Origin of the sequence: Oerskovia sp. USHLN155 (assembly GCF_037145535.1) — a bacterium.
Taxonomy (GTDB): Bacteria; Actinomycetota; Actinomycetes; order Actinomycetales; family Cellulomonadaceae; genus Oerskovia; species Oerskovia rustica.
Window position 1 is genome coordinate 200939 of sequence record NZ_JBBCXG010000002.1, and the last position, 24521, is coordinate 225459.

Consider the following 24521-nt stretch of genomic DNA (forward strand, 5'->3'; position numbering starts at 1 on the left):
GGGTCGACCTGTGCACGGCCAGCCATGAGGAACGACCTACGGTGCGCGGTCCGCCACGACGATCGCCAGCACACCCGGTCCCGCATGGGCCCCGACGACCGCGCTCACGGGCGTGACCGCCGCCCGCACGCCGGTCTCGTCCCACAGCCGGTCGGCCACGTCCCTCGCCGCGCCGTCGTCGCCCAGGTAGTGCACCGCGAGCTCGGGATCGGACCGACGCTCGACCGAGTCGACCGCCACCTGGATCAGCCGGTCGACCGCCGCACCGCGGGTCCGGACCTTCTGGATCACCTCGATACGCCCGTCGCGCACCGCGAGCAGCGGCCGCACGCCGAGCACCGAGCCGAGCGTCGCGGCCGCCACGCCCAGGCGGCCCCCGCGGCGCAGGTGGTCGAGCGACTCGACCATGAAGATCGCGCGGCTCGAGTCCGCGACCGCGATCGCGCGGCGGGCCACCTCGTCGACAGTCCCGCCGGACACCGCGACGCCGGCCGCCGCGAGCGCGGCGAACCCGAGGCCCATCGCGACGGTCCGCGAGTCCACGACCCGCACCGGCACCGGGGAGCGCGTCGCCGCGAGCGCGGCCGCGTGCACCGTGCCCGACAGGTCGCCCGACAGGTGGATCGAGACGATCGACCGCGCACCGGCCCGCGCCGCCGCCTCGTAGGCCGTGACCAGGGCGTGCGGTGTCGGCTGCGACGTCGTCACCCGCTCGCCCGCACCGATCCGGTGCGCGACGTCGTCGGGCGACACGTCGATCCCCTCGAGGAACACCTCGTCCCCGGCGAGCACGTGCAGGGGCACCACGGACAGCGCCGGGAGGTCACCGGAGGGGAGGGAGGCGGTCGAGTCCGTGACGACGTGGACGGCCGGAGGCTTCGCAGGACTCATCTTCGGGACACCTTACGTGGCGTGCGCAGGACGTCGCATCCTGCGCCGCGCGCTCACCGGGACACCGCCCTAGTATCCGAGACATGCCCGACGACGCAGCCCCCTCCCCCGCAGAGCTCGCCGCCCTGAAGGCAGCCGCCGCGCAGGCGGCCGCCGAGGCGGCCGAGGCCAGGGCCGCCGCGGCGCAGGCCGCGCTCGAGGCCGCCGAGGCCGCGACGGCCGGGGACTCCGTCGCAGGTTCGCCCGCCGGGCCCGGCGCAGAGGTGCGCGGCGCACCCGCCGACGCGGCGCCGTCGGGCACGCCAGACCCTGCCACCCCTGCTCCGGCAGCCGCACCTCCCGCGCAGGTTCCTCCGTCGGGCCCTCTGGACGGCTACCCCGCCGAGGTCGCCGCAGGCTACGCCTACCGCGGCGGCACGCTCGCGCTCGGTGCGCTGCTCGAGGCGCCGGGCACGGCAGGCGGCGACCCCGTGCCGAGCGCCGACGTCCAGGTCGGGTTCTCGCTCGCCATGCTCAACCGGCACGGGCTGGTCGCCGGGGCCACCGGGACGGGCAAGACCAAGACGCTGCAGGGCATGGCCGAGGGACTCTCGGACGCGGGCGTGCCGACGTTCGTCGCGGACATCAAGGGCGACCTGTCGGGGCTCGCAGTACCTGGCGCGAGCGGGGAGAAGATCCTCGAGCGCACCGCGAGCATCGGGCAGGACTGGGAGCCGACCACGTACCCGGTCGAGTTCTACTCGCTCGGCGGGCTCGGCAAGGGCGTCCCGATCCGCACGACCGTGAGCGACTTCGGGCCGCTGCTGCTCTCCAAGGTGCTGGGGCTCAACGACACGCAGGAGTCGAGCCTGGGGCTCATCTTCCACTGGGCCGACACGCAGGGACTCGCGCTGCTCGACCTCAAGGACCTGCAGTCGACCATCGCGTACCTCACCTCGGACGAGGGCAAGGCCGAGCTCAAGGGCATCGGCGGGCTGTCCGCCGCCACGGCAGGTGTCGTCCTGCGCGAGATCGTGACGCTCCAGGCGCAAGGAGCGGACGTGTTCTTCGGCGAGCCCGCGTTCGACACGACCGAGCTGCTGCGCGTCGCGGCCGACGGGCGCGGCACGATCTCGGCGCTCGAGCTGCCCGCCGTCCAGGACCGTCCCGCGCTCTTCTCGACGTTCCTCATGTGGCTGCTCGCCGACCTGTACCAGGACCTGCCCGAGGTCGGCGACCTCGACAAGCCCCGGCTCGTGTTCTTCTTCGACGAGGCGCACCTGCTGTTCACGGGCGCGACGAAGGAGTTCGTGGCGCAGGTCGTGCAGACCGTGCGGCTCATCCGGTCCAAGGGCGTGGGCGTGTTCTTCGTGACGCAGAGCCCCAAGGACGTGCCCGCCGACGTCCTGGCCCAGCTCGGCAACCGGGTCCAGCACGCGCTGCGCGCCTTCACGCCCGACGACGCCGCCGCCCTCCGCGCGGCCGTGCGGACGTTCCCGCGGTCGCCCTACGACCTGGAGCAGCTGCTGCAGTCGCTCGGGACGGGCGAGGCCGTCGTCACGGTGCTGACCGAGAAGGGCGCCCCGACACCGGTCGCGTGGACGCGGGTCCGCGCGCCGCAGTCGTCGATGGAACCCGCACCCGAGGCCGTGATCGACGGGATCGTCGCGGGCTCGCCGCTCGCCGCGCGATACGGCGTGGCGGTCGACAACGAGTCGGCGTACGAGCTGCTCACCGCGCGCATCGCCGCGCAGCACGCCGCGGCCGAGCAGGCGGAGCTCGCCGAGAAGCAGGCCAAGGAGCAGGAGGCGGCACAGAAGGAGGCCGACAAGGCTGCCAAGAAGCAGGCCGACGAGCTCGAGAGGATGCGCGCCACGCTCGAACGGGACGCGGCCCGCTCGGGAGGTGGCTCAGGGGGCGGCTCGCGGACCGGCACGGCACGGCGGTCGACCACGTCCTCTAGCCTCGACAAGCTCCTGGGGTCGATGGCGACGCAGCTCGGTCGGGAGATCACGCGGACGGTGTTCGGGACGCGGCGACGCTGACCCGCCCGGCACCGGGCGGTGTGCCCTCGACGAGGTACTACACTCTGGCGCGTCGCGCGAGGACGCTCGACGTGGATTCCATCTGGGGAGCACCTTGTCGTCACACCTTTCGCCCTCGGCCCGCCGGGTACGGCAACGGCTCGTCACCGTGTCGCTCGCCCTGGCGCTCATCTCACCGGCCGGTGCGCCCGCCGTGGCCGCACCCCCCGTCCCGGACCCGGTGACCGTCGGCGCCGCACCGAGCGACGAGAGCGTACCGGGCCTCCCCGGCCCGGTGCGACGCGTCGCCCTGACGGACACCTCGGTCGTCGTCGAGGTGCAGAGCCCGACCGGTCCGAAGATCCTGACGGCCCCGCGGGTCCCGGCAGGGACCCCGCCGACCTGGTCGGAGGCGTGGGGATCCCAGTCCTTGACCGGGTCGCTCGTCGCCGCCGAGGGAGACGTCGTCCACACCCACGACCCCGCACGAGGGGTGGACGTCCTCACCTGGCGTGCGGACGGCGGCGGGAAGCGCGACGTCCCTGCGGGTTCCCGGCTCGGCGGCTCCGGCTCGTTCGTGTCGGTTCCCGCGGCCCCCTCCGGGGTGCAGGTCCAGAAGTCGGTCAGCGGCGCCGCCGTCTCGCTGGTGCTGACGGGGAGGCCGGCGACCACCCTCGTCGTCGACGGCACGCGAGCAGCCAGGCTGCTGGGGGGATACAAGGTCGTGTCGGACGTCGACCCGTGGACGGACACCCTCGGGCGCGGTATCACGTGCGACCAACCGGAAGCAGCGGTCACCGACGACCTCGGCGGGCGGTGGTTGGTCGTGACGTGCCCGGAGGGTGTCTACGCACTCGACCAGGCCGATGCGTACCGCCCCGTGCGGCTCGCTGCCGGGCCCGCTCCGCTCACCGACCCGTCGGCCGCAGCCGGGCTCGTCCTCGGCCTCGAACGACACCCTGGCGCCGAGACGAGCGATCTCGTCGCGATCTCGATCCTCGACGGCTCCCGTCGGGTCCTCGGGACGAGCAGCCTCCCCGGGATCGACCTCGACGACTCCCGACGCGCTGCGGCCTACGTCGACGGTTCGGGCACCGTACGCGTCGTCGACTTCACGCAGTGGACCGCGGAAGGAGCAACCCGGACGGACGTCACCGCTCCCACGACGACCGTGAGCACCGACGCGGTCTCCGCGACCCTGGAGGTGACGGTCCATCTCACCAGCGTCGACCCTGACACCGACCCCGTGTTCCTGGCGAGCGGGATCGCCCGGTACGAGGTGCGATACCGCTCACGACCGGCCGGCTCCACCACTTTCGGCACCTACCTGGCCGAGAACAGCGGGAACACCGGGACGAGCCGGACCGTGACGGCTCTCGCAGGTTCGCGCACGTGCTTCTCGGCGCGCGCCGTCGACCGTGCGGGCAACGTCGGCGCGTGGTCGGCCGAGCAGTGCGCCGACGTGGACGGCACGGCACCGGTGGTCAAGGCGTCCGCGCCGGCGACGGTCCGTGCCGTCGAGGGCACGGGGAGGCCGGCCCTCACCTGGAGCGCCACCGACGCGGGGGGCATCGGATCGTCCGACGTGCGCTACCGGGTCACCCCACGTGGCGGGGTGCCCGGCCCGTACCAGTACCCCCGGGACGGTCAGCGGACCACGGCGACCACCTTCGCGGTCTCCGCCGCGTCCGGGGACACGGTGTGCTTCGCCGTGCGGGTGCGCGACCTGGCGGGGAACCTGAGCGCGTACTCCTCCTCGCGCTGCTCGCTCGTCGACGGCACGCTCCCCACGATCACGTCCGCGACCGTGCCCCGGTACTTCTCGGTCTCCGCCGCACAGAACGCGTCCGCCGCGGTCGACGCCACGGTTCCGGTGGCCTTCTCCTTCGCCGGCACCGACGACGTGGGCGTCGCGTCGTACGAGGTTCAGCTGCGCCGCACCCTCGGCCGGGACGGCGCCCTGTCCAGTTGGACCAGCCCTGGTCCGTCCTGGAAGACCACGACGGCGACGCGGCTGCAGGTGGACCTGCTGCTCGGCGACCAGGCGTGCTTCCGCGTCCGAGCGCGTGACAAGGCCGGGAACGTCGGCGCGTGGTCGACCATGGTGTGCACCAACGTCGCGTCGAGCGTGCAGTTCCTCCACGCCGACATCAGGTCCGGTGCGACCGGGACGTCGGGGCCGCAGATCGTCGCGTCGATCTACCAGGGCGGCATGCCGGCACGGTCGTACGAGGTGCAGACCGGGCGCATCGTCCGCCTCCGGGTGAAGACCGGGCCGACGGTGGGTGTCATGGCCGTCCATCTGGGCAGCACGCGCCTGGGGACGATCGACGGGCGTTCGGCGACGAGCGGTTGGACCTACGTGTCTCTCCGGACCCCTGGGAGTGTCGCACTGACGGGACCTCTCCGGCTGGAGCCGGTCGGTGGAGGTGTCTCGCAGATCAGCGAGTGGACGGTCGTCCGCTGACGACCTGGCCCGGTCACGCCTGAGGGCGGAGCTCTCGCTGGAGCTCCGCCCTCAGTGGCGGTACGCGGACGACGTCAGGCAGGAACCACGTTCACCAGCTTCGGCGCGCGCACGATCACCGTGCGGATCCCCCGCCCGTCGAGCGTGCGCTGGACGTTCGCGTCGGCCAGGGCCAGCTCACGCAGCTCGTCGTCACCGATCGACGGCGGGACCTCGAGCCGGCTGCGCACCTTGCCCTGAACCTGCACGACGCACGTCACGGTGTCCTCGACCAGGTACTCGTCGAGCGCGACCGGGAAGGGCTCGTGAGCCAGCGACCGCGGGTGGCCGAGCCGCGACCACAACTCCTCCGCGATGTGCGGGGCGATGGGCGCCACCATGAGGATCAGCGGCTCGATCGCCTCGCGCGGCACGCGGTCCAGCCCCGTGAGGTGGTTGTTGAGCGCGATGAGCTTGGCGATCGCCGTGTTGGAGCGCATGTGCTCCATCTCGACGCGCACGTCGGCGACGGTGCGGTGGACAAGGCGCAGGGTCGCGACCTCCGCGGGCTCCTCCGAGACCGTCGTCTCGCCCGAGTCCTCGGACACGACGTTGCGCCACAGCCGCTGCAGGAAGCGCTGCGAGCCGACGACGGCGCGCGTGTCCCAGGGGCGCGACAGGTCGAGCGGTCCCATGGACATCTCGTACACGCGGAACGTGTCGGCGCCGTAGGCCTCGTACATGTCGTCGGGCGTCACGACGTTCTTGAGCGACTTGCCCATCTTCCCGTACTCACGGTTGACGGGCTCGCCCTTCCACAGGTACCGGACCTCGTCGCCGCTGCTCTCCTCGACGACCTCTTCCGCGGGCACGTACGCACCACGCGAGTCGGTGTAGGCGTAGGCCTGCACGTAGCCCTGGTTGAAGAGCTTGTGGAACGGCTCGGTGCTGGTCACGTGCCCGAGGTCCAGGAGCACCTTGTGCCAGAAGCGCGCGTAGAGCAGGTGCAGCACGGCGTGCTCGACGCCGCCCACGTACAGGTCGACGCCGCCCGCGGGCCCGGCCGTGGCGTTGTGCCCGGGGCCGGTCCAGTACTTCTCGAGCTCCGGGGAGGCCATGTGCTCGGTGTCCGCCGGGTCGAGGTAGCGCAGGTAGTACCAGCACGACCCGGCCCAGTTGGGCATGGTGTTGGTGTCGCGGCGGTAGGACTTGGGGCCGTCGCCCAGGTCGAGCGTGACGTTGACCCAGTCCTCGTTGCGGCCCAGCGGCGGCTCGGGCGAGGAGTCGGCATCGTCGGGCTCGTAGGTGCGCGGCGAGTAGTCCGGGACCTCGGGCAGGTTGACGGGCAGCAGCGAGTCGGGCAGCGCGATGGGCTGGTCGTTCTCGTCGTAGACGATGGGGAACGGCTCGCCCCAGTAGCGCTGGCGGCTGAAGAGCCAGTCGCGCAGGCGGTAGGTGATGGTGCCGGTGCCGATGCTCTTGGCCTCGAGCCACTCGATCATGGCGCGCTTGGCGTCGGGCACGCTCAGACCGTCGAGCGAGATCTCGTCGTTGGACGAGTTGACGATGTCGCCGTCGCCGGTCCAGGCGCCCTCGTGGTCCTCGGGGGCCGCGACCGTGCGGATCACGGGCAGCTCGAAGGCCTCGGCGAACGCGTGGTCGCGCTCGTCGCCGCCGGGGACGGCCATGATGGCGCCCGTGCCGTAGCCCATGAGGACGTAGTCCGCGGTGAACACGGGGATGAGCGTGCCGTTGACGGGGTTCACGGCCAGGTGGCCCGTGAACACGCCCGTCTTCTTGCCCGCGTCGGCCTGGCGCTCGACCGCAGTCTTGGCCGCGGCCTCCTTGCGGTAGGCGGCGACGGCGTCGATCGGGGTCGTGTGACCGCCGGTCCAGACGGCGCGCGTGCCGTCGGGCCACTCGGCCGGGACCTCGTCGAGCAGGGGGTGCTCGGGCGAGACGACCATGAAGGTCGCGCCGAACAGGGTGTCGGGGCGCGTGGTGAAGACCTCGACGTCACCGACGGAGCTGCTCCCGCCGATCGCACCGTCGATCGCGAAGCGCACGTTCGCGCCCTCGCTGCGACCGATCCAGTTGCGCTGCATCGACTTGACCTTCTCGGGCCAGTCGATGAGGTCCAGGTCGTCGGCCAGGCGGTCGGCGTACGCGGTGATGCGCATGTTCCACTGGCGCAGGCTGCGCTGGAAGACGGGGAAGTTGCCGCGCTCGGAGCGACCGTCGGACGTGACCTCCTCGTTGGCGAGCACGGTGCCCAGGCCCGGCGCCCAGTTCACGGGCGACTCGGACACGTAGGCCAGGCGCTGCGGGTCGATCACGGCGCGCTGCGCTGCGCGGTCGAGGTCCGCCCAGCGGGTGCCCTCGGGGTGGCCGGGGACGGCCCGCGTGCCGGTGGCGTACTCGGCCTCGAGCTCGGTGATGGGGCGCGCGCGGCCCGTGCCGCCGTCGGGACGCACGGCGTCCTCGTCGTACCAGGCCTCGAAGATCTGCAGGAAGATCCACTGGGTCCAGCGGACGTACTCCGGGTCGATCGTCGCGAACGACCGGCGCGAGTCGTGCCCCAGTCCCAGGCGGCGCAGCTGGCGCTTCATGTTGGCCATGTTGGCCTCGGTCGTGACGCGCGGGTGCTGGCCGGTCTGCACCGCGAACTGCTCGGCGGGCAGGCCGAACGCGTCGTAGCCGAGGGCGTGCAGGACGTTGTCGCCGCACATGCGCCGGAAGCGCCCGACGACGTCGGTCGCGATGTACCCGAGCGGGTGCCCCACGTGCAGCCCCGCGCCCGAGGGGTACGGGAACATGTCCATGATGAAGTAGGGCGAGCGCCCGTCGGCGTGCTTGCCGTCGCCGTCGGTGAGGTGCCCCGAGGGGTTGGCCGCCCAGAACGTGCCGCGCTCCTCCCACGCGTCCTGCCACCGGAGCTCGATGTCCTGCGCGAGGGCGGGCGTGTAGCGGTGGGAGGTCGTCTCGAGCGAGGACGCGGGGGCGTCGTGCACGGACTCGGCGGGGTTCTCGGGGGCGGGGTTCTCAGGCGTGCTCACCCCGCGAGTTTACCGTTCGGCGCGGCGTCGTCCGGCAGGCGGGCACGGGCTGGACGCCCACGTCCCACCCGGCCCGACGGCGCCGCTCACCTGCGGCGCCGGGGGCTCCGTCCGCCCGGGGTGTCCGGGCGGACGGGGCGGGTGGGCACCGGTGGTTGCCGGTCAGACCGTCTGGAGGTACTCGACGATCGTGGGGCCCATCTCGAGGAAGACCCAGGCCACGAGGAGCACGTAGAGCACAGCGAGGAGCGTCCCCTTGTTGTCGACGATCACGCGGCGCACCCCCTCGGAGACCTTGAGGTACCCCTCCTGGACGGCGTGCACCACCTGGAACCAGAAGATCGGCAGCGTCGCGGCCCACACGACCATGCAGAACGGGCAGAGCACGACGAGCACGTACAGGCTGGTCCACACCAGGAAGACGATGAGGCCCATCGCGACGGTCGTGACGGCGAGCATGGTGAGCCAGAACCAGCGGGGCAGGCGGGCGCCGGTGAGGACCACGACGCCGATCGTCATGACGACGGGGAAGGCCGCGACGCCGAGGAACGGGTTGGGGAACCCGAGGAGCGCCCCCTGCCACGAGGCCATCGCGGGGCCGCAGTCGAGGAACGGGTTGAGGGAGCACGCCGCGACGTGGTTCGGGTCGATGAGCTTGAGGTAGCGCTCGATCGCGAGCCAGGCCGCGCCGACCAGCCCGACCGCGCCGGCGACCAGGAGCACCCACCCGAACGCGCGGGGGGTGAGGTTCTTGGGGTCACCGTCGGGGACCGGGTGGCCTCCCCCCTCGTCCGGGCTGAGGAGGTCGGCGGACTCGCCGGTGGCGCCCGGGGTGCGCCCGGTACGGGAAGGACGGGTGGGGCTCTCGCTCACGAACCGCTCCTGAAGGGTCTGCGCGTGCACTTCCGGCACACAGGTGGGCCCAAGGTACCGGCGATCTCTGTGGCTTGGCTGAACGCACCACGTACACGCGCGCCCGCTGCCCCGCACCGAGCGCGTCGGGTCGAGCACGCGTAGCGTCGTGGGCACAGGTCGACGTACCGACACGGGAGGGGTGCTCATGGCGCACAAGAAGTCGTGGAGCGAGTTCAGCGGTCGCAAGAGGGCTGTGATGGTGGTGGCCTCGATCGTGCAGGTCACGCTCACGGTCGCGGGCTACCGCGACCTGGCCAGGCGGTCCGCGGACGAGGTCGAGGGCTCGAAGCTCGCATGGGGCGTGGCGATGCTCGCGAACTGGGTGGGTCCGATCGCCTACTTCGCGAAGGGCCGCAAGGGGCTGGGCCTCAACGGCTGAGGCGTCCCCCACGGGTGAGCGACGGCTCGACCCTCCGCGGAGGGTCGAGCCGGATCAGGCGCTGTCGGCCTGCGACGGCTCCGCGTGCGCGTCCTCGCGGACGTGCACGACGCGCTGACGCCCGAACAGGGCGATGATCGCGAGGCCGGCGAGGGTGAGCACGAGGCCGGTCCACGCGAGGTCGAGGTAGCCCCAGCCCGCGGCGATGACGAGGCCGCCGAGGAACGCGCCGTTGGCGTTGCCGACGTTGAGAGCCGAGTGGCACAGCGCGGCCCCGAGCGACGGGGCGCCGGGCGAGAGGTCCATGAGCCGGGTCTGGAGCGCGAGACCCAGGATCTGCGACGTCACGCCCAGCAGGAACAGGGACGCGACGGCCGGGACCGGGCTCTGGCCCGTGAGCGCGAACGCGACGAGAGCCGCGGCCGTCGAGCCGAAGCCGATCCACACGGTCCGCAGCACGTCCTTGTCGGCGAGCCGTCCGCCGACGATCGTCCCGAGCGTCATGCCGAGGCCGAAGATCGCGAGGACCACGGGCACGACTCCGAGCGCAAGACCCGTGACCTCGGTCATGGTGGGTGCGACGTAGGAGTAGACGGCGAACATGCCGCCGAAGCCGATCGCGCCGCCCACGAAGCTGATCCACAGCGGGCCGTTCCTCAGCGCGGCGACCTCCTGGCTCACGCTCGACCCGGTGTCGCCCGCGCCGGCGGGGACCCAGCGCCACAGGGCCGCGAGCGTGATGCCGCCCAGGACGCCGATGAGGACGAACGCCGCACGCCAGCCGAGCTGCTGGCCCGCGAACGTCGACAGCGGCACGCCGACGACGTTCGCGATGGTGAGGCCGGTCATCATCATGGCCACGGCGTGGCCGCGCCGCCCAGGTCCGGCGACGGCGGCGCCGACGGCGGCCCCGACCCCGAAGAACGCGCCGTGGGGCAGTCCCGCGAGGAAGCGGCCCGCGATGAGCCACTCGATGCTGGGGGCCGCGGCCGAGAGCACGTTGCCGAGCGTGTAGGCGAGCATGAGCGCGATGAGCAGCCTCTTGCGCGAGACGCGCGCGGCGAGCACGGTGAGCAGGGGCGCGCCGACCACGACGCCAGCGGCGTAGGCCGTGATGGCGTGCCCGGTGACCGGGATGGTCGCACCGAGGTCTGCGGCGATGTCGGGCAGGAGGCCCATGGTCGCGAACTCGGTCGTGCCGATCGTGAAGCCGCCCGCGGCGAGCGCGAGCAGCGCGAGCCCGGCCGTCCGGGGACCACGGCGTGCGCCGCCCGCCCGACGACGTCGCACGCCGCCCGGGGCGGGCGCGTCGAGAGTGTCGGTCGGGCCGGGCGCGCTGGTGCTGTCGACGGTCAAGGCGGGACCCCTTCGAGGGTGTTCACGGGCAGGTTGCTGCGGATCGAATCGATTCGAGCCGTTCGCTGACGCCGTCGGCAGCATGATGCGGGAAGAACGCCAGTCTAGACCGGGGTGCGTCCCGCGGCGAGGGCCTGCGGCACGACCCACACGCGGGACGCCGCCGGCAGCCCCAGGTGCACCGGGCTCCCGTCGCTCCCCCACGTGATGGCCATGGTGCCCGCGTACTCGCGCCGCTCCTGCACGCAGACCTCGGCGTCGAGCCCCAGACCCAGCTCGGCGAGGTACCGCAGCACGTCCGGGTCCGAGTCGGAGATCCGCGCGACGACCGCGCACGCCCCCGCGTCGAGCTCCGAGAGCCGGACCGCCGCCGGTCGCGGGACGTGTCCCGCGGCGGTCGGGATCGGGTCACCGTGCGGGTCGCGCGTCGGGTGGCCGAGCAACGCGTCGATGCGGTCGAGCATGAGGTCCGACACCGCATGCTCCAGGACCTCGGCCTCGTCGTGGACCTCGTCCCACGAGTACCCCAGCTCCGAGACCAGGTACGTCTCGAGGATGCGGTGCCGCCGCACCATCGCGACCGCGTGCGAACGACCCAGGTCCGTGAGCTCGATCGCGCCGTAGCGCGCGTGCACCAACAGGCCCTGCGAGGACAGGCGGCGCACGGTCTCCGAGACGGTCGAGGCCCCGACGCCGAGGCGGTCCGCGAGGAGCTTCGTGGTCACGGGCTCGTCGGACCACTCCTGCGCCGACCACACCACCTTGAGGTAGTCCTGGGCGACGGAGGTCAGGTCGAGGGGATGGTCCACGGCGCTCACTCTATTTCACGGCCCTCCGCGGGGCCGGGCGGACCGAGGTCCGGACGCCTGCGCACGCTCCGGCCCCCGGCCCGGTGCAACCGGCCCGGCCCCTCACCCGGCGACCACCTCCGCGGGCTCGCTCTCCGCCGTCGGGCCCGCGGCCTGCACGCGCGGGCGGCGCGCCAGGTGCACCACGTACGCGACCGCGAACACGACACCCTGTGCCACGACGATCGTCGCGGCGCTCGCGGTGTCGAGGTAGTAGCTCGCGTAGATCCCGACGACCGCGCAGCCCACCGCGACGAGCGGCGCGACCACGAGCATGCGGGACATGCGGTCGACCAGGAGGTAGGCCGTGGCCCCCGGCGTGATGACCAGGGCCACGACGAGGACGACGCCGACCGCCTGGAGCGCGACCACCACGGTCAGCGCGAGCGAGCCCAGCAGCAGCGCCGACAGGCGACGCGGCGAGATGCCGACCGCGTGCGCGTGCACGGGGTCGAACGCGAAGAGCGTCAGGTCCCGCCGCTTGAGCACGAGCACCACGGTCGTCAGCACGCCGAGCACCACGACCTGCCACAGGTCCGTGTCGGTGATGCCGAGCATGTTGCCGAACAGGATGTGGCCCAGGTCGATCTGGCTCGGTGTGACCGAGACGAGCACGATCCCGATCGCGAACAGCGTCGTGAAGACCACGCCGATCGCCGCGTCCTCCTTGAGCCTGCTCGTGTCCCGGACCGTGCCGATCAGCGCGACCGCACCGATCCCGAACACGAGCGCGCCCACCGCGAACGGCACCCCGACGATGTAGGACAGCACGACGCCCGGCAGCACGGCGTGCGAGACCGCGTCCCCGAGCAGCGACCAGCCGATCATGATGAGCCAGCAGCTCAGGAGCGCGCACACGATGCTCGCGACGACCGCGACGAGCAGCGCGCGCTGCACGAACTCGTACTCGAGGGGCGCAGCGAGCCACGTCCCCGCCGCAGCGAGCAGGTCCAGCGGGTTCATCGGGTGGCTCCTTCGGTCGTCGCGGAGCCCCGGCTCGCCGCGAGCGGGTCGATCCCGAACGTGCGGGCCAGGTTCTCGGGGCGCAGCACCACGTCGGGCGGACCGGTCATGATGACGCGGCGCTGGAGCAGGATCGCGTCGTCGACGAGGTCCGGCAGGGAGGACAGGTCGTGCGTCGAGACCAGGACGGCGCAGCCGGCCGACGCCAGGCTCCGCAGGACCGCGGTGATCTGCGCCTCCGAGACCTTGTCGACGCCGGCGAACGGCTCGTCGAGCAGCAGCAGCCGCGCACCCTGGGCGATCGCGCGGGCGACGAAGACCCGCTTGCGCTGCCCCCCGGACAGCCGACCGATCTGACGGTGCGCGAGGTCCGCGAGCCCCACGCGCTCCAGGGCGTCGGCCACGGCCCGGCGGTCCTCGGCCCGCGCCCGACGCGTCGGCCCGAGCCCTCCGTAGCGCCCCATGGTCACGACGTCGCGCACGTCGACCGGGAACGCCCAGTCGACGTCCTCGGACTGCGGAACGTAGCCGACGAGCCCGTCCTTGCGCGCCGCGTCCGCGTCCGTGCCGTAGATCCGCACGTCCCCGGCCTGGGTCACGCCGTTGCCGCGCGTCATGCCCATGACGGAACGGAACAGCGTCGACTTGCCCGAGCCGTTCGCCCCGATCAGCCCGGTCACGGTGCCGGGAGCGAGCGACAGGCCGACGTCCTCGAGCGCGAGGACCTCGCGGTACCGGACGCTGAGACCGCGGACGGCGAGGGCGGGAGTGGGGTCCATGTGCGGCTCCGGGGTGTCGGGTCGGGTGTCGGGTCGGGTGTCGGGTCGGGTGGTGGGCCGGCTGGTGGCCGGACCGGGGGTCTCCCCCACGGTCGCCCGGCGAGCGGTCGTCACGACCCGCCCCGCAGCCCCGCGCTGATGACGCGCGCGTCGTGGGCGAGCAGGTCGAGATAGGTGGGGACGGCGCCGTCGGGCCGGGACAGCGAGTCGACGTAGAGCGTGCCCGCGTACGTCGCGCCCGTCTCCGCCGCGACCTGCCGCTGGGCTGCGGCCGAGACCGTGGTCTCGCAGAACACGGCGCGCACGTCGTTCTCGCGGACGTAGTCGATGACGCGCGCGACCTGCTGCGGCGTGCCCTGCTGGTCGGCGTTGACGGGCCACAGGAACCTCTCGTCGAGCCCGACGTCGCGCGCCAGGTAGGAGAAGGCCCCCTCGCACGTGACGAGCGCGCGGGAGCCGGCCGGGACCTGGTCGACCTCGGTCGCGAGCTCGCGACCCACGGCCTCGATGCGCTCGGCATAGTCGGCGGCGTTCGCGCGGTAGTCGGCCGCGTTCGCCGGGTCTGCCGTCGCGAAGGCCTCGCCGATGTTGTGCGCGTAGATCGCGCCGTTGACGGGTGACATCCAGGCGTGCGGGTTGGGGCGCCCGTCGTACGCCCCGGAGCCGATCTCGATCACGTCGACGCCTTCGGAGACCGTGACGTGCGGGGCGTCGAGCCGCGCGACGAAGGGCTCGAACCACTTCTCGAGCCCGAGCCCGTTGTCGAGGACCAGGTCCGCGCTCGCGGCGCGGCGCAGGTCCGCGGGCGTGGGCTCGTAGCCGTGGATCTCGGCGCCGACCTTGGTCAGGGACGCGACCTCGACCTGGTCCCCGCCGACCTCGCGGGCCATGTCGGCCAGGACGGTGAAGGTGGTCAGCACCTGCAGCCGCCCGACGGCGTCGCTCGCCCCCGCGACGAGGCTCTCCTCGGGGCCAGGCTCGCCCTGGGCGGGGTCGACCGCGCAGCCCGTGGCGAGGAGCAGTGCGACGAGTCCTCCGAGAAAGGGTTTCACCCCTGTGCGAAGTTGAAAGTTCGGCATACCGAACTTTAACCGTGGACGGGGCTCCGCGTCGAGTACCGGGGGCTGACGTTCGAGCCCGGATCCGCTTCCCGCGGGATGCGCGGGGACGCCCGGCCGGGCGAGTCCAGGAGGCGGTTCAGGGCGCGGGGGTCTGCGCGGGCGCACCGCGTTCGAGCTGGAGCAGCATCTCGACGGTGCCCGTCGGGTCGAGCGTCACGAACGGCAGCTCCGGCACGTGCACGCCGTAGTCGGCGAACGTCACCGGGATGGCCCCGCTCACCTGGACCCCGTCGCCCGAGCGCCGCGCCTCGAGCGTCACGGTCACGGGTTCGGTCACGTCGCGGATCGTGAGGGTTCCCCGGGCCTTGACCGTCAGGGGCTCGCCCCGGTTCTCGATCCCCGCGAGGTCGACCGGCTCGGTGAGGATGAACACCGCGTTGGGGAAGACGTCGGTCTCGAGGAGGCGCCGGAACGCGTCGTCACGCACCACGCTGTCGCTCGCGATCGATGCCGTGTCCACCGTGACGTCGGCCCGGACGAGCTCGCCGTCGGTGACCACGAGCGAGCCGCCGACCGCCTCGGTACGGCCCACGACCGTGCCCTTCTCACCGCTGAGAACCTCGTCGACCCGGTACCCGGCCTGCGAGCCGGGACTCACGACCCACGTGCCGTCAGGGTCGAAGGGCCCCGGATCGGGCGACTCCGACGGCGGCGCGCTCTCCCCCGGCGTCTGCAGGCCCAGCGGAGGCGGCGGGTTGCCCGCGGAGATGCGCGTCACGACGTACGGCCCGGCGAGCACGATCGCCAGCGCCGCGACGACCGCGACGAGGATCCACCGGGCACCTCTGCTCATGCCCCGTATTCTGCCGTGCCGCTCACGACCGTCCGGACCTCGAGGGTCCGATTCACCCGGTCCGGCGGGATCGCTCACGGGTCCCTCACCTCCTCCCGCTCGCCGAGGACCCGGCACCGACGATCAGGGCGTCCGGCACGACGGCGCCCTGGTCCTGCTCGGGCTCCCCGGCGCCCTCACCCCCGCTCCCGTCGCCCGACCCGTCCCCCTCCTCGGTGCCGTCGGGGACGACGTCCCCGTCGGTGCCCTCGGTGCCGTCGACCCCCTCGAGGACCTCCTCGGTCGCCGGCACGGGGAACGGCTCGCGCGCCGAGACCTGGGCGCTGCCGTCGGGGAAGACCTGCACGAGCTGCCAGTCGACGAACTCCCGGGCGACCGGGTCGAAGCGCAGGACCGTCATCTCGGCGACTCCCTTGAGGGGCCCGACCGTCGGCTCGCCGGACTCTGCACCCGCGGTGCTCGCGTTGACGTAGCGGATGCCGAGCCCGAACTGCTCGGGCCCCTTGCGCCGGTGCGTGTGGCCCGAGACCTGGAGCGGGACGCACCCCGACTCGAGCGACTCGTTCCCGATGCGCGGGGTGTGGATCAGGAGCAGGTCGACGCCGTCCTTCGCCGAGCACGCGGTCTCGGCGAGCCGCTCCGCCTGCTCGGTCGGGGTCTCGGGCCGGGACGCCTTGGAGCCCGCCCCGATCCGCGTCTCGAGCGCGTCGCGGTCGCCGAGGATGCGGACGCCGTCGACCTCGATCACGTCGCCGTCGAGGATCTTGACCCCTCGCCGGCGCTCCTGCGCCGAGGTCTCGACGCTGTCGTGGTTCCCGTCCGCGACGACCATCGTGGCGCCGTCGGGCACGGCGGAGATGAAGGAGTTCACGCAGAACTGCTCGACGCTCGTCCCGTTCATGGTCGTGTCGCCCGCGTTGAGAACGATGTCCGCCCCCGACCGGACACCCGCGGTCTTGATGAGCGGGGTCATGCCGGTGTTGCAGTGCAGGTCGGAGACGACCAGCATCGAGACGAGCTCGTCCTCGGGGGTCGCGGACGGCGCCTCGGTCGGCCCGGGGGTGCCGGCGCGGCGTGCCGGGTCGTCGGTCTCCCCGGCGGTCGCTTCGGCTGCGCTGCCCGACGGCGTCTCCCCGGTCGGGTCCGCACCCTCGCCCTCCGCGCCGGCAGGGTCGTCCGGGAGGCCGTCCACCCCGAGGCCCCCTTCCGCCGGGGGCTCGGCAGCCGCGTCCCGCGCGGCCTGCGCCTCGGCCTCCGCCTGGGCGGCCGCAGCCTCCTCGAGCGCGTCCCGCTCGTCCCACGCGGCCACGAGCGCGTCGTTCGCCCCCGCGTAGAACTTCTCGTTGTCACGGTAGGCGTTCAGGAGCTGGCCGCCGTAGGTGTCGACGACGCCGGCGAGCCGCCCCGTGATCCGGGCACCCTCGAGCGGGGTGCCTTCGAAGACCGCGGACGCGGGACGCGAGTCCGTCTGCGCGGTCTCCTCGCCCGACGCCGAGACCACGCCGACGACGAGCGAGACGACGAGGACGCCCGCGGTGAGCTCCCAGGTCCGCGGGGCGAGGGCGTCGGATATCTCGACGCGTCGGCCGCGACCGAGCAGGAGGTAGAGACCGGCACCGCCCGCTGCGACGACGAGCACCGCCAGGCCCGTGCGGGCCAGCGCGTCGACCACGAGCGCACGGGCGACCTGGTCGATCGTGGTCTGCGGGCCGCTGAAGAACTGCAGGTACCCCTGCAGGTCCTGGCTGAGCGCGGCGATCGTGGTGGCCTGGTCGAACGCCGTGAGGTCCGCAGGGATCTCCTGGACCGTGATCCGGGCTCCCAGCCCGGCCGGCAGCGGCGAGTCGATCTCGAGCGTGCCGAGCGGCCCCAGGTCGACCACGACGAGGCTGTCGGTCGTCACCTCGTACCGCGCCTCGTGAGGACCCAGGCTGAGGTCGGCCGTCGCGGTGGTCACGCCGAAGACGACGCAGGGGACGAGGAGCGCGAGCCCGACCAGCGTGCGTCGGACCCAGCGGGGCGGGGTGATACGGGGGCGATTCATCACCTCTCACCCTTCCCGATCCGCCACCCGGATGCCAGCGGGCACGCTCGCCGGCATCCGGGTGAATGTCACGCCCGCGCGGAGCGCAGCGCCACGAGGGCGATCGTGGCCGCCACGAGCATGAGGCCGAAACCGATCCACGACGTCGTCCCCACGCCGCTGCCGAAGGCCTCGTGCGCCGAGGCCAGCAGAGCCTGGGCCTGGTCGGCCGGCAGTGTCTCGGCGACCTGCGTCGCGCCCCCGAGGGTCTCGGCGGCTGCGGTCGCGTCCGCGACCGGTACGCCGTCGGGCACGACGACGTTGCGGTGGTAGGACGCCGTGAGGATGCTGCCGAGGACGGCCGTGCCCAGCACGGCGCCGACCTCGTACGCGGTCTCCGAGATCGCCGAGGCGGCCCCGGCCTTGTCGGCCGGGACGGCCGAGACGATCAGATCGTTCGACACGGTCTCGGCCGCGCCGATCCCGATCGCGAGGACCACGAACGCGACGACGAGCACCATGAGCGTGCTCGCACCCGCGCTCAGGGCCACGATCGCGTAGCCCGCCGCGGCGAACAGCAGCGCGACCGCGACCACGTACGACGGTCGGACCCGGCGCACGACCCGCACGACGAGCAGGCCCGCGACGATCATCGCGGCCAGCCCCGGCAGCAGCGCGTAGCCGGCCTTCATGGGGCTCAGTCCGATCACGAGCTGGACGTCCTGCGACACGAAGAACAGGAAACCCACGAGCGAGAACACGGACAGCAGGTTGATCACGACCGCTCCCGAGAACTCGCCCCGGCGGAACAGGCGCACGTCGATCATGGGGTCGGGCCGCCCGAGCTGGCGACGCACGAACACCCACCCGGCGACGACCCCGAGGACGAGCGCACCCACGGCGAGCGCGCTGGGCCCGGACTTGGCGAGCGTCTTGATGCCGAGCACGATCGGCGCCATGGTCGCCATCGAGAGCACGATCGACAGGACGTCGACCCGGCCGGGGTTCGCGTCCTTCGACTCGGGCACGAAGATCGGTGCCAGGACCAGGAGGAGCAGCAGCACGGGGACGGCGAGCAGGAAGACCGAGCCCCACCACGAGTGCTCGAGCAGGAAGCCGCCCGCGATCGGGCCGATCGCGTTGCCGGCCGCGAAGCCCGCGGCCCAGATCGCGATCGCGAGCCGGCGCTCCTCGCGGTCGGTGAAGATGTTGCGCAGCAGCGAGAGCGTCGGCGGCATGATCATGGCGCCGAAGAACCCGAGCCCGGCGCGCGACGCGACGAGCGCCTCGGCGCTGGGCGCGTAGGCCGCGACGACCGAGATCGCGGCGAAGCCGACGGCTCCGACCAGCAGCAGCCTGCGCCGCCCGATGCGGTCGGCGAACGAGCCCATCGAGACGAGCAGCCCGGCGAGCACGAGCGGGTAGATGTCGATCATCCACAGGAGCTGGGTCCCCGTGGGGCGCAGCGCCTCGGAGATCTGCGGCAGCGCGAAGGTGAGGACCGTGTTGTCGATCGAGACGAGCAGCACGGGGAGCATGAGCACGGCGAGCGCGATCCACCGGCGGTTGCGGGTCAGCGGCGTACCGGAGGTCGCGGGGTTGGTCGAGGCGCCCTGGGGGCCGTTCGGGTCCCGGGGCGTCCGGTTGTCCTGGACGAGAGTCACGGGAGCAGTCCTTTCACGTACGAGGACGGTCGGGGCGGCGCTGTGGCGCCGGACTGCCAACCGTCCAGACGGTACAGTAACCGACCGGACGGTACACTTTCAAGATGCCGCCGCCCCCTGCCGCTCGCGCCAAGGTCCTCGAGGCATTCGCCACCCTTCTCGTCACTCAGGGAGAACGCGCGGCCACGCTCGACGCCGTCGCCGCGGAGGCCGGCGTCTCCAAGGGTGGCCTGCTCTATCACTTCGGTTCCAAGATCGCGCTCGCCGAAGGGCTCATGGGGCTCCTGCGCGAGCTGACCGCTGCGGACGTCGAGACCATGCGCTCGTGGCCGGCCGGCCCCGTCGACTACTTCATCCGGACGTCCGCCGACTCGGACAGCGGCTTCGAGCTCGTCTACGTCGCCGTCTCACGGCTGGCCCAGGGCAGCTACCCGCAGGCCCGTGCCGCGCTCGACGACGCCCACGACGCCTGGACCGGCGCAGTGCTCGAGGTCGTCGGCGACCCCGTCCTCACCCGGGCGATCATGCTCATCGGCGACGGCCTGTACGCCCAGGCCAGCGAGCACTTCGCGAGCGGCGAGGCCCCCTCGGCCGCGAGCCAGGACCGGGCCGGCTCGATCGACGAGCTCCTCGGCCTGATCGACGAGATGGTCACGCTGCGCACCCGGCGCTGACTCCCGTCGCGCCCGCCCGACCGCTGCCAGGTGCGCGAACCGGTGCGACGCCGTCGGGCACCGCGCAGGATCCGGACCGTGACCGACCGCGCCGGACGACCCCGGACGTGCGGGAGGCGTCGGCCGCCCCCAGTGGCAACCGACGCCCCTTTCCTCCCGCACACCTCATGCGGTCCCCCCGCCCTGCGAGCAGCGCGGGGAAATCCCGTACCTCGTCCCGGTCCCACGGTCCGTAGCGTGGGCGCGTCCGGGAAGACGACGGTCAGGGAGTGCCCCAGGGACACTCACGGACCAGTGTCCCCCCTCGGCCGCGCCTTCGCCAGACCGGACGCCGGCCGTGTTGCGCACTGCACACGTCCGGGTGCAGGAGGCGCCTCTCCCGACCGCGGCACGACGACGTCCCGGGGGCCGGGCGACAGCCTCACCCCAGCCGCACCACGCCGGTCCACGCCTCCGCGAGCAGGTCGTGACCCGCCGGGGTGGGGTGCACACCGTCGTACGCCCAGGCCTGCGGGCCGAGCCCGCTCGTCGCGACGGCCTGCGCGAACGGCCCGTCGGTCGCCACGAGCGGCAGCCCGTACTCCCCCGCGAGCCGCCGCACGACCTGGATCTTGGGGTCGAGGTCCTCGCGCCAGCCCCACTGCTCCGCGCGGACCGGCACCAGGAAGGGCTCGACCAGGACGATCGACGCCCGCGGCGCACCGACCCTCGTGCGGTCGAGCAGGTCGCGGTAGCCGGCCTCGAACGCCTCGGCGCTCGTCACGTCCCCGGCGTCGTACCGGCGCCACGTGTCGTTGATCCCGATCTTGATCGACACGAGGTCGGGCTCGAGCGCGAGGACGTCCGCGTCCCACCTGGCTCGGAGGTCCACGACCCGGTGACCGCTCACGCCACGGTTGAGCACCTCGACGCCGTGACGCCCGCACACGCCGGCGACCCGGGACGCATAGCCGTGCCCGAGACCGAACTCCCCCTCCGCGAGCCGCCCGGCGTCCGTGATCGAGTCGCCGATCAGGACGGCCCGCGACCCCGGCGCCAGCACCGCGCGCCTCACGCCGTGCCCGCCTCGACGGCCGCGACGGGACGTTCGCCCCGCCCCGTCACCGTCGCGGTCGCGGCCCGCTCGGCCTCGACCGTGGCGGCAACGTGACGGAGCGCGTCCTGGAGCGGTGCGTAGTGCGCGACGACCGCGGCCCGGTAGGCGTCGGCGTCCCCCGCCTCGGCCGCCCGCAGCATCGCCCCGTGCGCCTTCGCCGTGAGGTCGATCTGCTCGGGCGCCGGCAGGCCCAGCTTGGGCGAGACCACCTGGTGCACGTCCCAGAACGCGGTGCCGAGCTGCGCGACGAGGAAGTTGTCGAGGTGCGCGAGCAGGTGCGAGTGGAACTCCCGGTCCTCCTCGAAGAAGTCCTCACCCTTCTGCGCCTTGCGCTCCATCGCGGCGACGAGGTTCTCGAGGTCGGGGTTCGACGTCCCGGCCATCTCGGTGACGATCTGCTCGGCCATCGACAGGTCGAGCGCCTGACGCACCTCGACCACCTCGCGCAGCGCCGAGAAGTCGTCGCCCGGGATCAGCACCCCGCGGAACACGAGTCCCTCGACGAGCGGCTTGAGCGAGAGCTGGCCCACGTAGGTGCCGTAGCCGTGCCGCACCTCGACGATGTCGAGGGCCGCGAGCGTCCTGATCGCCTCACGGACGTTCGACCTGCTGACCCCGAGGAGCGAGCAGAGCTCGGCCTCGGTCGGCAGCAGGTCTCCGGGCCGCAGATGTGCCCGCAGGATGTATTCCTTGATCTGTTCGGTAGTCGTCGGGGGACGCACCCCCTGACCTCCGAAGCCCAGATGTCCCCCGGGCTCGGTAGCTGTCATGCGCCTTGACCTCCTCAGAAATTGCCTCTACGGTTCAACCCTACCAGCGTCAGACATCAGACGTCCTATATCTGGAGAGTTCATGGCTACCTCGATGGCGACTAGCACGAACGCGACCGACACCTCTCGCCGGAGCTTCCTCAAGCTCGCCGGCGTGATCGGCGCAGGAGCGGTGATCGCAGGCACGATCGCTGCCTGCGGCGGACCCGCGTCCACCTCGGCCGACCCGCAGACCACCCCCGCCGGTGGCGGGGCCAAGCCCAACCTCGACGGCACGATCGAGGCGGGCATCTCCTACGCCCTGTCGACCGGCTTCGACCCCATGACGACGTCCGGCGCCGTGACCATGGCCGCCAACTGGCACGTCCTCGAGGGCCTCGTCGAGCTCGACCCCGCAGCCCGCACGCCCTACGCCGCGCTCGGCAAGGAGCTGCCCAAGAAGATCGACGAGACCACCTGGGAGGTCACGCTGCGCGACGGCGCGACGTTCCACGACGGCTCCCCCGTCACGACCGACGACGTGGTGTTCAGCTTCAACCGCGTCCTCGACCCGGCGAACGCCTCGCTCTACTCGCAGTTCCTGCCGTTCCTCGCCTCGGTCACCGCCAAGGACGACAAGACCGTCACGTTCACGCTCAACTACCCGTTCGGGCTGTTCGTCGACCGCGTCTCGGTCGTCAAGATCGTCCCGAAGGCGATCGTCGAGGCCGACCCCAAGGCCTACGACTCGCTGCCCGTGGGCTCTGGTCCGTACAAGCTCACGAGCGCGACGGTCGACGACAAGATCACGTTCGAGCGCTTCGACGCCTACAACGGCTCCCGCCCGGCGCTCGCCAAGGCCATGACGTGGAACCTGCTCTCCGACGCCGCCGCCCGCGTGACCGCGGTCGAGTCGGGCCGCGTCCAGGCCATCGAGGACGTGCCCTACCTCGACGCCGACCGGCTCGCGAACGCCGTGACCGTCGAGTCCGTCCAGTCGTTCGGCCTGCTGTTCATGATGTTCGACTGCTCCAAGGCGCCGTTCACCGACAAGCGCGTGCGTCAGGCGTTCTTCCACGCGCTCGACATGGACAAGATCATCAGCACGGGCCTGCTCGGCAACGCGACCGCGGCGACCAGCTTCCTGCACAAGGAGCACCCGTCGTACGTCAAGGCCTCGACGGTCTACTCGCACGACCCCGCCAAGGCCAAGAAGCTCCTCGCCGACGCGGGCGTGAGCAGCCTGGCGATCACGCTGCTGACGACCGACACGAGCTGGGTCAAGGACGTCGCCCCGCTCATCAAGGAGGACCTCGACGCGGTCGGGATCTCCACGACCCTGGACATCGGCCAGTCCGGCGGGCAGTACAAGAAGGTCGACGACGGCGGGCTCGAGGTCATGGTGGCCCCCGGCGACCCGTCGGTCTTCGGCAACGACCCCGACCTGCTGCTGCGCTGGTGGTACTCGGGCTCGGTCTGGCCGGTCAAGCGCTACCGCTGGGCGAGCACGCCCGAGTTCGCGGAGGTCACGCGCCTGCTCGACCAGGGCGCCGCCGAGCCGGACGCCGCCAAGCAGAAGAAGACCTGGGGCGAGGTGTACGACATCCTCTCCGACGAGGTCCCGCTGTACCCGCTGCTGCACCGCAAGCTGCCCAGCGCGTGGGAGGACTCGGCGCTCGACGGGTTCAAGCCCCTCCCCGTCACGGGCCTTTCCCTTCCGGCCGTACCCCCCCCCCGCCTCCCGCCCCGGTGGGCGGGGGGGGGGGGGCCCGGGCCCCCCCGCCACCCACCCCGACCCCGAGGAGTACCGCGTGACCGCGCTCCTACGACTGACCGGACGACGCCTGCTCGCCCTGCCCGTCATGATCCTGGGCATCACCCTGCTCGTCTTCGTCGTCATGCAGTTCGCGCCCAGCGACCAGGCGACCAACGCCCTCGGCGAGTCCGCCACGGACGCGGCCAAGGAGGCCTACCGGGCGGCGAACGGGCTCAACGACCCGATGCTCGTGCAGTACGGCAACTTCCTGGCCGGCCTCGTGCGCGGCGACATGGGCATGACCGTCCCGCCCTCCCAGCCCGTGAACGAGCTCATCGCCAACGCGTTCCCGCTCACGCTCCAGCTCACGTTCATGGGCCTGGCGATCGCCGTCGTGCTCTCGCTCGTGCTCGGCGTGACCGCCGCCCTCTACCGTGACCGCTGGCCTGACCAGGCCATCCGCGTCCTGTCGATCGCGGGCGTCGCGACGCCGTCGTTCTGGCTCGCCATCCTCCTCATCCAGCAGTTCTCGCTGCGCCTGGACTGGTTCCCCTCGGGCGGGTACACGAACCCCTCGGACGACTTCGGGATGTTCCTCGCCTCGATGTTCCTGCCCGCGCTCTCGCTCGCCATCCCCGTCGCCGCGTCGCTGACCCGCGTGGTCCGCACCGCGATGGTCGAGGAGCTCGACCGCGACTACGTGCGCACCGCGATCGGCTCGGGCCTGCCCCGCGGCGTGGTCGTCGGGCGCAACGTCCTGCGCAACGCGCTCATCACACCCATCACGGTGCTCGGCCTGCGCGTCGGCTACCTCATGGGCGGCGCGGTCATCATCGAGGTCATCTTCGACCTGCCCGGCATGGGCAAGCTCATCCTCAACGGCGTGACCGCGAGCGACACCGCCCTGGTGCAGGGAGTGACGCTGACCGTCGCCCTGACCTTCGTGGTCGTCAACATCCTGGTCGACCTCCTCTACCTCGTCGTCAACCCTCGAATCCGGACGGTGTGA

The 24521-nt window shown here is 72.4% G+C and carries 18 protein-coding genes and 1 pseudogene; 6 read left to right on the forward strand and 13 right to left on the reverse strand.

Annotated elements, in window-relative coordinates; genetic code table 11:
* Nucleotides 1–36: 36 nt before the first annotated feature.
* Nucleotides 37–891, reverse strand: coding sequence for a DegV family protein (locus WFH32_RS03830; RefSeq protein ID WP_191795372.1), 855 nt, complete (start codon nucleotides 889–891; stop codon nucleotides 37–39).
* A gap of 83 nt (nucleotides 892–974) precedes the next feature.
* On the opposite strand from WFH32_RS03830, the gene WFH32_RS03835 reads away from it, so the two are divergent.
* Nucleotides 975–2915: a helicase HerA-like domain-containing protein gene (locus WFH32_RS03835; protein ID WP_336706273.1), complete on the forward strand. Its 1941-nt coding sequence runs from the start codon at nucleotides 975–977 to the stop codon at nucleotides 2913–2915.
* A 148-nt stretch (nucleotides 2916–3063) separates the two neighbouring features.
* On the forward strand, nucleotides 3064–5361 hold the full coding sequence (locus WFH32_RS03840) for a hypothetical protein (protein WP_336706274.1): 2298 nt from the start codon (nucleotides 3064–3066) through the stop codon (nucleotides 5359–5361).
* Between the two features lie 74 nt (nucleotides 5362–5435).
* Here the strand turns inward: WFH32_RS03840 and leuS are convergent, their stop codons facing one another.
* Nucleotides 5436–8351, reverse strand: coding sequence for a leucine--tRNA ligase (leuS, locus tag WFH32_RS03845; RefSeq protein ID WP_336706367.1), 2916 nt, complete (start codon nucleotides 8349–8351; stop codon nucleotides 5436–5438).
* A gap of 207 nt (nucleotides 8352–8558) precedes the next feature.
* Complete coding sequence (locus WFH32_RS03850) at nucleotides 8559–9269, reverse strand: vitamin K epoxide reductase family protein (RefSeq protein ID WP_191795369.1); 711 nt, start codon at nucleotides 9267–9269, stop codon at nucleotides 8559–8561.
* A gap of 187 nt (nucleotides 9270–9456) precedes the next feature.
* Here WFH32_RS03850 and WFH32_RS03855 point away from each other — a divergent pair, with 187 nt between their 5' ends.
* On the forward strand, nucleotides 9457–9690 hold the full coding sequence (locus WFH32_RS03855; RefSeq protein ID WP_191795368.1) for a PLDc N-terminal domain-containing protein: 234 nt from the start codon (nucleotides 9457–9459) through the stop codon (nucleotides 9688–9690).
* Nucleotides 9691–9744: 54 nt separating this feature from the next.
* Here the strand turns inward: WFH32_RS03855 and WFH32_RS03860 are convergent, their stop codons facing one another.
* The 8 genes from WFH32_RS03860 to WFH32_RS03895 all read right to left on the reverse strand — a co-directional run bounded on the left by WFH32_RS03860 (nucleotide 9745) and on the right by WFH32_RS03895 (nucleotide 19237).
* Nucleotides 9745–10980: an MFS transporter gene (locus WFH32_RS03860; protein ID WP_336706368.1), complete on the reverse strand. Its 1236-nt coding sequence runs from the start codon at nucleotides 10978–10980 to the stop codon at nucleotides 9745–9747.
* Between the two features lie 170 nt (nucleotides 10981–11150).
* A complete protein-coding gene (locus WFH32_RS03865; RefSeq protein WP_318243995.1) occupies nucleotides 11151–11855 on the reverse strand; it encodes a metal-dependent transcriptional regulator in 705 nt (234 codons plus the stop codon).
* Between the two features lie 102 nt (nucleotides 11856–11957).
* Entirely contained in the window at nucleotides 11958–12857 is a 900-nt protein-coding gene (locus WFH32_RS03870) for a metal ABC transporter permease (protein WP_336706275.1), read from the reverse strand.
* On the reverse strand, nucleotides 12854–13636 hold the full coding sequence (locus WFH32_RS03875) for a metal ABC transporter ATP-binding protein (protein ID WP_336706276.1): 783 nt from the start codon (nucleotides 13634–13636) through the stop codon (nucleotides 12854–12856). The genes WFH32_RS03870 and WFH32_RS03875 overlap by 4 nt, the downstream gene beginning before the upstream one ends.
* Before the next feature lie 110 nt (nucleotides 13637–13746).
* Nucleotides 13747–14688 carry a metal ABC transporter substrate-binding protein gene (locus tag WFH32_RS03880; RefSeq protein ID WP_336706277.1) on the reverse strand — a complete coding sequence of 314 codons (942 nt, stop codon included), beginning with the start codon at nucleotides 14686–14688 and terminating at the stop codon, nucleotides 13747–13749.
* Between the two features lie 145 nt (nucleotides 14689–14833).
* Complete coding sequence (locus tag WFH32_RS03885; protein ID WP_191795362.1) at nucleotides 14834–15550, reverse strand: YceI family protein; 717 nt, start codon at nucleotides 15548–15550, stop codon at nucleotides 14834–14836.
* Between the two features lie 85 nt (nucleotides 15551–15635).
* A complete protein-coding gene (locus WFH32_RS03890) occupies nucleotides 15636–17594 on the reverse strand; it encodes a metallophosphoesterase family protein (RefSeq protein WP_191795361.1) in 1959 nt (652 codons plus the stop codon).
* 68 nt (nucleotides 17595–17662) lie between these two features.
* The gene (locus WFH32_RS03895; RefSeq protein WP_404821997.1) at nucleotides 17663–19237 is read right to left on the reverse strand and encodes an MFS transporter; all 1575 of its coding nucleotides are present in this window, start codon (nucleotides 19235–19237) and stop codon (nucleotides 17663–17665) included.
* A 104-nt stretch (nucleotides 19238–19341) separates the two neighbouring features.
* Between WFH32_RS03895 and WFH32_RS03900 the strand changes: the two genes are divergently transcribed.
* A complete protein-coding gene (locus tag WFH32_RS03900) occupies nucleotides 19342–19911 on the forward strand; it encodes a TetR/AcrR family transcriptional regulator (protein ID WP_191795360.1) in 570 nt (189 codons plus the stop codon).
* A gap of 421 nt (nucleotides 19912–20332) precedes the next feature.
* Here WFH32_RS03900 and WFH32_RS03905 read toward each other — a convergent pair whose 3' ends face one another.
* Together WFH32_RS03905 and WFH32_RS03910 are read right to left on the reverse strand one after the other, a co-directional pair.
* Nucleotides 20333–20965: an SGNH/GDSL hydrolase family protein gene (locus tag WFH32_RS03905; protein WP_318243993.1), complete on the reverse strand. Its 633-nt coding sequence runs from the start codon at nucleotides 20963–20965 to the stop codon at nucleotides 20333–20335.
* On the reverse strand, nucleotides 20962–21777 hold the full coding sequence (locus WFH32_RS03910; protein WP_336706278.1) for a FadR/GntR family transcriptional regulator: 816 nt from the start codon (nucleotides 21775–21777) through the stop codon (nucleotides 20962–20964). The genes WFH32_RS03905 and WFH32_RS03910 overlap by 4 nt, the downstream gene beginning before the upstream one ends.
* Before the next feature lie 94 nt (nucleotides 21778–21871).
* Here WFH32_RS03910 and WFH32_RS03915 point away from each other — a divergent pair.
* Nucleotides 21872–23215, forward strand: a pseudogene (locus tag WFH32_RS03915) (ABC transporter substrate-binding protein); the annotation flags it as partial.
* 403 nt (nucleotides 23216–23618) lie between these two features.
* Nucleotides 23619–24521: an ABC transporter permease subunit gene (locus WFH32_RS03920; RefSeq protein ID WP_051703016.1), complete on the forward strand. Its 903-nt coding sequence runs from the start codon at nucleotides 23619–23621 to the stop codon at nucleotides 24519–24521.